The sequence below is a fragment of the Helicobacter pylori genome (genome assembly GCF_001998165.1).
Taxonomy (GTDB): domain Bacteria; phylum Campylobacterota; class Campylobacteria; order Campylobacterales; family Helicobacteraceae; genus Helicobacter; species Helicobacter pylori_DL.
Window position 1 is genome coordinate 22,624 of sequence record NZ_MTWR01000006.1, and the last position, 7,117, is coordinate 29,740.

General features: G+C 38.5%; 6 protein-coding genes and 1 pseudogene. 3 read left to right on the plus strand and 4 right to left on the minus strand.

The window, feature by feature from the left end; translation table 11 throughout:
* The first annotated feature begins 56 nt into the window (after window positions 1-56).
* The 3 genes from BZK24_RS01355 (at window position 57) to ftsZ (ending at window position 4,304) form a co-directional block, all read left to right on the plus strand.
* A complete protein-coding gene (locus BZK24_RS01355) occupies window positions 57-1,520 on the plus strand; it encodes a peptidylprolyl isomerase (protein WP_077656340.1) in 1,464 nt (487 codons plus the stop codon).
* Window positions 1,521-1,534: 14 nt separating this feature from the next.
* Window positions 1,535-3,016 carry a cell division protein FtsA gene (gene ftsA / locus BZK24_RS01360; protein ID WP_077656341.1) on the plus strand — a complete coding sequence of 494 codons (1,482 nt, stop codon included), beginning with the start codon at window positions 1,535-1,537 and terminating at the stop codon, window positions 3,014-3,016.
* A gap of 130 nt (window positions 3,017-3,146) precedes the next feature.
* Window positions 3,147-4,304, plus strand: coding sequence for a cell division protein FtsZ (gene ftsZ / locus BZK24_RS01365; protein ID WP_000233623.1), 1,158 nt, complete (start codon window positions 3,147-3,149; stop codon window positions 4,302-4,304).
* A gap of 560 nt (window positions 4,305-4,864) precedes the next feature.
* Here the strand turns inward: ftsZ and mscS are convergent.
* From mscS to BZK24_RS01385, 4 genes and pseudogenes are all read right to left on the minus strand, one after another.
* Complete coding sequence (gene mscS, locus BZK24_RS01375; protein ID WP_077656342.1) at window positions 4,865-5,689, minus strand: small-conductance mechanosensitive channel MscS; 825 nt, start codon at window positions 5,687-5,689, stop codon at window positions 4,865-4,867.
* Window positions 5,690-5,850: 161 nt separating this feature from the next.
* A pseudogene (locus tag BZK24_RS08975) lies at window positions 5,851-5,971 on the minus strand (DNA adenine methylase); the annotation flags it as partial.
* A gap of 439 nt (window positions 5,972-6,410) precedes the next feature.
* The gene (locus BZK24_RS09535) at window positions 6,411-6,815 is read right to left on the minus strand and encodes a hypothetical protein (RefSeq protein ID WP_241829651.1); all 405 of its coding nucleotides are present in this window, start codon (window positions 6,813-6,815) and stop codon (window positions 6,411-6,413) included.
* Window positions 6,816-6,886: 71 nt separating this feature from the next.
* Window positions 6,887-7,117: hypothetical protein (locus tag BZK24_RS01385; protein ID WP_242423405.1), on the minus strand; the 231-nt coding region annotated here is incomplete at its 5' end.

The following is a 7,117-nucleotide window of genomic DNA, read 5'->3' on the forward strand; positions in this document are numbered from 1 at the left end:
AGGTTGTTTAAACTTGAATTTCACATTTTTGATTTTTAAAAGGGATTAGAGTTCTTATGATTGAATGGATGCAAAATCATAGAAAGTATTTAGTGGTTACAATATGGATAAGCACGATCGCTTTTATTGCCGCTGGGATGATAGGCTGGGGGCAATACAGCTTTTCTTTAGATAGCGATAGCGCTGCCAAAGTGGGACAGATTAAGATTTCTCAAGAAGAATTAGCCCAAGAATACCGCCGCCTTAAAGACGCATATGCTGAGTCTATCCCTGATTTTAAAGAACTCACTGAAGATCAAATCAAAGCCATGCATTTGGAAAAAAGCGCTCTAGATTCGCTCATCAATCAAGCTTTATTGAGAAATCTCGCTTTAGATTTAGGGCTTGGCGCTACAAAGCAAGAAGTGGCGAAAGAGATCAGAAAAACGAGCGTTTTTCAAAAAGATGGCGTTTTTGATGAAGAATTGTATAAGAATATCTTAAAACAAAGCCATTACCGCCCCAAGCATTTTGAAGAAAGCGTTGAAAGGCTTTTAATCCTTCAAAAAATCAGCGCTCTATTCCCCAAAACCACCACTCCTTTGGAGCAATCCAGTTTATCGCTTTGGGCAAAATTGCAAGACAGATTAGACATTCTTATCCTAAACCCTAATGATGTTAAAATCTCTCTCAATGAAGAAGAGATGAAAAAATATTACGAGTCTCACAAAAAGGATTTTAAAAAGCCCACAAGCTTTAAAACACGCTCTTTATATTTTGACGCTAGTTTAGAAAAAACTGATTTGAAAGAGTTGGAGGAATATTACCATAAAAACAAGGTGTCTTATTTGGATAAAGAGGGGAAATTGCGGGATTTTAAAAGCGTTCAAGAGCAAGTCAAGCATGATTTAAGCATGCAAAAAGCGAATGAGAAAGCCTTAAGGAGTTATGTCGCTCTAAAAAAAGCGAACGCGCAAAACTACACCACACAAGATTTTGAAGAAAACAACTCCCCTTATACTGCTGAAATCACGCAAAAACTCACCGCTCTCAAACCCCTTGAAATCCTAAAACCAGAGCCTTTTAAAGATGGTTTTATTGTGGTGCAGCTCATCTCTCAAATTAAAGACGAATTGCAGAATTTTGATGAAGCCAAAAGCGCTCTTAAAACCCGCCTAACTCAAGAAAAAACCCTTATGGCATTGCAGGCATTAGCTAAAGAAAAGCTTAAGGATTTTAAAGGCAAAAGCGTGGGCTATGTAAGCCCTAATTTTGGAGGCACTATTAGCGAGCTTAACCAAGAAGAAAGCGCTAAGTTTATCAACGCTCTTTTTAACCGCCAGGAAAAAAAGGGGTTTGTAACCATAGGTAATAAAGTGGTGCTCTATCAAATCACAGAACAAAATTTCAACCACTCATTTAGCGCAGAAGAAAGCCAGTATATGCAGCGTTTAGTCAATAACACTAAAACGGATTTTTTTGATAAAGCGTTGATAGAAGAATTGAAAAAACGCTATAAGATAGTCAAATACATTCAATAATGCAAGGGGAAATCATGGAACATAAAGAAATCGTTATAGGGGTTGATATAGGCTCTAGAAAGATTTGCGCCATAGTGGCTGAATTTAAAGACGGGATTTTGCGCATCATTGGCACGGCCCATCAAGACTCTAAAGAAATCAATTCAAAAGCCATTAAAAGAGGGCGTATCAATAGCCTTGCTCACGCTTCTAACGCCATTAAAGAAGTGATTAATAGCGCTAAAAAAATGGCAGGTTTGAACGCTGATGAAGACAGGAATAACCCCATTTCCTCCTTTAGAGAATCGTATTACCCTAAAACTAAGGCGATTGTTTCTTTTTCTGGGGCTTATACTGAAAGCATTAGAGATGTTACCGGTGTAGCTAGCACTAAAGACAATGTGGTTACTATAGATGAAATCAATCGTGCTATCAATAACGCATGCGCTAAAGCAGGCTTGGATAACGATAAACATATTTTGCATGCCCTCCCTTATCGCTTCACTTTAGACAAACAGGAAGTGAACGACCCCTTAGGGATGAGCGGGACTCGCTTAGAAGTCTTTATCCATATTGTCTATACAGAAAAAAACAACATTGAAAATTTAGAAAAAATCATGATTCAATCTGGGGTGGAGATTGAAAACATCGTGATCAATTCTTATGCAGCCTCGATTGCCACCTTGTCTAATGACGAAAGGGAATTGGGCGTGGCTTGCGTGGATATGGGCGGAGAGACATGCAACCTTACGATTTATAGCGGCAATTCCATACGCTATAACAAATACTTACCCGTAGGCTCTCACCATTTAACCACGGATTTATCGCACATGCTCAACACCCCATTCCCTTACGCTGAAGAAGTTAAGATCAAATACGGGGATCTTTCTTTTGAAGGCGGAGAAGAAACGCCCTCTCAAAGCGTCCAAATCCCTACCACCGGCTCTGATGGCCATGAAAGCCATATTGTGCCGCTTAGTGAAATCCAAACTATCATGAGAGAAAGGGCTTTAGAAACTTTTAAAATCATCCACAGAAGCATTCAAGATAGCGGCTTAGAAGAGCATTTGGGCGGAGGCGTTGTGTTAACTGGTGGGATGGCTTTAATGAAAGGGATCAAAGAATTAGCCAGAACCCATTTCACTAATTACCCGGTGCGTTTGGCAGCCCCTGTGGAAAAATACAATATCATGGGCATGTTTGAAGATTTGAAAGATCCTCGCTTTTCAGTCGTGGTTGGCTTGATTTTATACAAAGCAGGGGGGCATACCAATTATGAAAGAGACTCTAAAGGGGTTATCCGCTACCATGAAAGCGATGATTACACAAGAACAGCCCATCAATCAAGCCCTACCCCCCATATCCATTCATCGCCCACAGAAAGGAATTTGAGCGATTTAAAAGCCCCTAACGCCCCTTTAAACACCGCTAAAAACGATGACTTCTTGCCTATAAAACCCACCGAACAAAAAGGTTTTTTTAAAAGTTTCCTTGATAAGATTTCTAAAATCTTTTAAGATACAGCCATTTCTTTATGCGATAAAAGTGCCTTGATAGTTATCAAGAGCCAGAAAACATGGTATAATCCTTTAGCTATTTATCAAAGTTTAAGATTTGCAAAAATCGTATCTCAAGGGGAATGTGGCTATGGTTCATCAATCAGAGATGGAAAATTATAATATTGGTCAAGCGAGCATTGAAGAAGTAAGCGATCCAGCTTATAAAGGGGCTAAGATTGTCGTTATCGGTGTTGGAGGTGGGGGGTCTAACATGATCAAACACCTGGTTGAATACGGCGTGCATCAAGATGTTACCCCCATTGCAACGAACACTGATGGCCAACATCTCAAAAACAATCCCGCTCCGGTTAAAATCCTTTTAGGCAAAGAGTCTACTGGAGGTTTAGGTGCTGGAGGGGTTCCTGATATTGGTAGGAAAGCCGCTGAAGAAAGTGCTAATGAAATTAGAGAAGCGATTAAGGACGCCAAATTAGTCATTGTTTCTACAGGGCTTGGAGGAGGGACTGGGACTGGAGCCACCCCTACTATCGTTAAAATCGCAAAAGAAGTGGGAGCGCTCACGATTGCTATCGTTACTAAGCCTTTCAAATACGAAGGGTCTCAAAAAAGCAAGAAAGCCGAAGAAGGGTTAAAGGAGTTGGAGCAATCTAGCGATTCTATTTTGGTTATCCCTAATGATAAAATTCTTTTGACCATGAAAAAAAACGCCAGCACTAAAGAATGCTATAAAGAAGTTGATGATGTCTTGGTTAGGGCTGTGAGTGGCATTTCTACGATCATCACTAAACCCGGTGATATTAATGTTGATTTTTCCGATTTAAAAAGCGCTCTTGGTTTTAAAGGCTTTGCGTTAATGGGTATTGGTGAAGCCACTGGCGAAGAATCCGCTAAATTAGCGGTGGAAAATGCGATCCAATCGCCTCTTCTTGATGACGCTTCTATTGATGGGGCTAAGAGCATTATTGTCTTTTTTGAGCACCACCCTGATTATCCTATGTATGCTTATTCTCAAGCTTGCATATCTATTCAAGAACGAGCCAATCAAGATGTTGATGTTAAGTTTGGCCAACACACGAGCGAGAGTATCCCCATTGATCATGTGCGCGTTACTATCATTGCAACCGGTGCTGAAAGAAACAGCGGTGGAGCGGGTTTGGAATCTATCGCTACGCCCTCTCAGCCTGTGGTGAAACAAACAAGAAAAGTGGGTAATAGCGATTTTTTAAGAATCCCTACTGAAGAAGAACTATCCACACCCACAGCCATAAGGATCCAGCAAGATTGATTGCAAATCTCGCTTTCCCCCCTATTTTTATAGGGTCATAATAAAGCGGTTTGTTGGGTTTGCTCTCATTTAGAATAAAATTAAGAGGCTTTGATTTTGGTGTGCTGACTTTTAGAGTGTTTGGGGGTTTTTAAAAACACTTAGAGGGGAATATCCCAAAGCACCCCTTGGTTAATGAAACGCTAGAAACCCATTTGGCAAAAACCGAGGGCTTTCATGCTTGCGTAAATTCATAAGCTCCATTATAGATTTGGGAAGTCAATACATTTTTAATTTGATTGAGCTTCACATCTCATCAAATACAGATTATTTTTCCCATCAAAATAATTGATAGCGGCAGTGATTTTATCAGACAATCCATCACTTTCTTTGATAATCTTTTTTCAAGAAATCGCACGCATCAGTGAAAAACTCTCGCTCATTAGTTTTATGAGTCTTCTAACACGCTCGCAATAGCGCGTTTAGAATTATCCGCACCGATGAAAATGTTTTTGAAATCGCTAGACATAAGGTCTCCTTTAAAATTCAAGTATTGCTACAATCAATGCGCTTCACACCAATCACTTAGAAGAGTCTTGATTTTTAATAGCAATATCTAGCTTATTGAAAGGGATTTCAATGTGGTTAGCGTCTAGGGCGTTTTTGATGCGTTCAATGAGTTCGCTCCTCACATTAAAGATCCCGTCTTCAATCTTTGCCCAAACTCTAATGGTAAAATTCAGCGAACTTTGTCCAAAATCCGTGATTCCAATAAAAGTGGGCATGTTTTTATCAATTTTTTCCATTAAGTCAATAACATCTTTTATAGTCTTATGCACCAGTTCAATATCGCTCCCATACCCTACCCCACAAACCCATTCAATGCGCCGACATGCCGTGTTATTGCTATTGATAATATTAGAATTAGCAACACTTCTATTGGGCAAAACCGCCAAACGCCCGTCATGCAAGCGTAAAGAAGTGTTAAAAAAATTAAGCGCTTCTACTTTGCCCTCTAGGCCAGAGATTTCAATGATGTCTCCTTTTTTGAAAGGGTGTAAAATAATAAGGATTATCCCTCCCGCAATGCTTGAAAGGTAATCTTTTAAAGCCAACGCCACCGCAATCCCCACCGTTCCTAAAACAGTGATAATAGAGGTGGTTTGGACGCCTAGCGTGCTGAGTGCAATGATTGTGGTGATGATAAGGATTAAGATAAAAGTAACCTGTGCGACAAAATTCGCTAAAATCTCATCCTTTTTGGATAAAAGTTTCATGGTTTTGTTCCGTAAGAAAAACGAAAAATAAAAACCTATACAAAAGACAACAATGGCCTTGATTAAGATTATCCCAAAATGCTTTGCCTGCGGAAAAAAATCCACTAACAGCGTTTTAATTTCATCCATAAATTTTTCCTTTTAAAAATCGCTTAAAAGCGATCAAACAACTTAATTTTGTATGAGATTATTTTAACATGTTAAGCATCTTTAGGGATAACTTGATTAGATTTTAACACACTGTCTAATGAAAAAAGGTTTTTTTAGTGTTGAACCTAGAGGCCACTTTACGCACACCCCACGATACCCGTCCCAGCGAACAGATCGTAAAAAATCACACCCAAAAGGTTGCCCCACAACCGCATGGATATTTTCTTGAATAAAGGGAATGAGTTTGTATTTAGAGCCGATGCAGTTCGTAGTTCATTGATACAACCATTAAAGGGTAGTTTTTGATCGGATCTAATTGGATAGCTCGCATGATAGTCTTTTTCCTGTATTGTATTCAAACCCACACTCTTTCAAAAGGAATGAAGCGATCCCTCTTTTTGCTCCTTTGAATTGGCTCAAGCGTTCCTTTAAAAAGACTCTAAAACTCTAAAATCCAATAGCATATTGGTTTAACATCGGCTAAACACTCTCTCCCTAATTTATCAACGCCTAGAGTTATTAATATAATTCTCAATATTTTTTTTAAAATCTTCAAAGATAAACTTAATGTTCAAAATTTTAACTTTTTCTTGAATACCTTGTCCCAAATTACCATCAATTGATATTAAAATGCATTTCGCATTGGCTCCACCAAAATTTTGAGCGTTAGCAGATAGAGCGGTTAAAACCCCCTTATTTTTTAACTCCCCACTCTTGCATTCTGCAACATAGAGATTTTACCATCGCTAAAAGCTATGTCAAGCTCAGCATAAATAGGGTGCTTATCTCCTTGAGTGGCGTTTGTGTTTTCAACGCTCAAAATCATATTCAAGCGTAGATCATAGATTACCTGTTTGTCTAGCAACTCCAACAATTCACAATAAATATATTCTTCAAACCAACCCCCTATAATGTATTTTCTAAAATCATCTTCATCTTCTGAATATCTGAGCTTTATTTCCTTTCCATCTATATTCACGCAAACTTGATGGTTTTTGTAAAACATTTTCATATTATTTTCGCAAATATTTATCGTTTTATCTTTGGCATGGTTTTCATTGATCCTTTGATAGAACGGAATAATTCTTGCGCGATGTTCATACAATAAGTTGCTTAAATTTTTATGCTCTTGTATTTTTTCTAAACTCTTTTCGTCTATAATACCATTTTGTTTTATCATACGATTTGGGACATGCAAAGAGAAAAAGTTTCCACATCTTTAATGGGGATAGCCGGAATAGCAAAAGGCTCAATACCGCTTGGATTTTTAAAAAATAATAGCCGTTGGGCTTTTTCTTCAATATAGAAATAAGGCGCTTGAAAACATTCTGATGCCTTTAGCCCTGCTAGAAACATCATTTTAGTCCCACCGGTCAAATTAAAACACAATCTGTTCCTTAAAACATA

Bases quoted from the DNA above. Each gene is read 5' to 3' on its own strand.
- BZK24_RS01355 (WP_077656340.1), top strand. From the start codon at position 57: ATGATTGAATGGATGCAAAATCATAGAAAGTATTTAGTGGTTACAATA.
- ftsA (WP_077656341.1), top strand. From the start codon at position 1,535: ATGGAACATAAAGAAATCGTTATAGGGGTTGATATAGGCTCTAGAAAG.
- ftsZ (WP_000233623.1), top strand. From the start codon at position 3,147: ATGGTTCATCAATCAGAGATGGAAAATTATAATATTGGTCAAGCGAGC.
- mscS (WP_077656342.1), bottom strand. From the start codon at position 5,689: ATGGATGAAATTAAAACGCTGTTAGTGGATTTTTTTCCGCAGGCAAAG.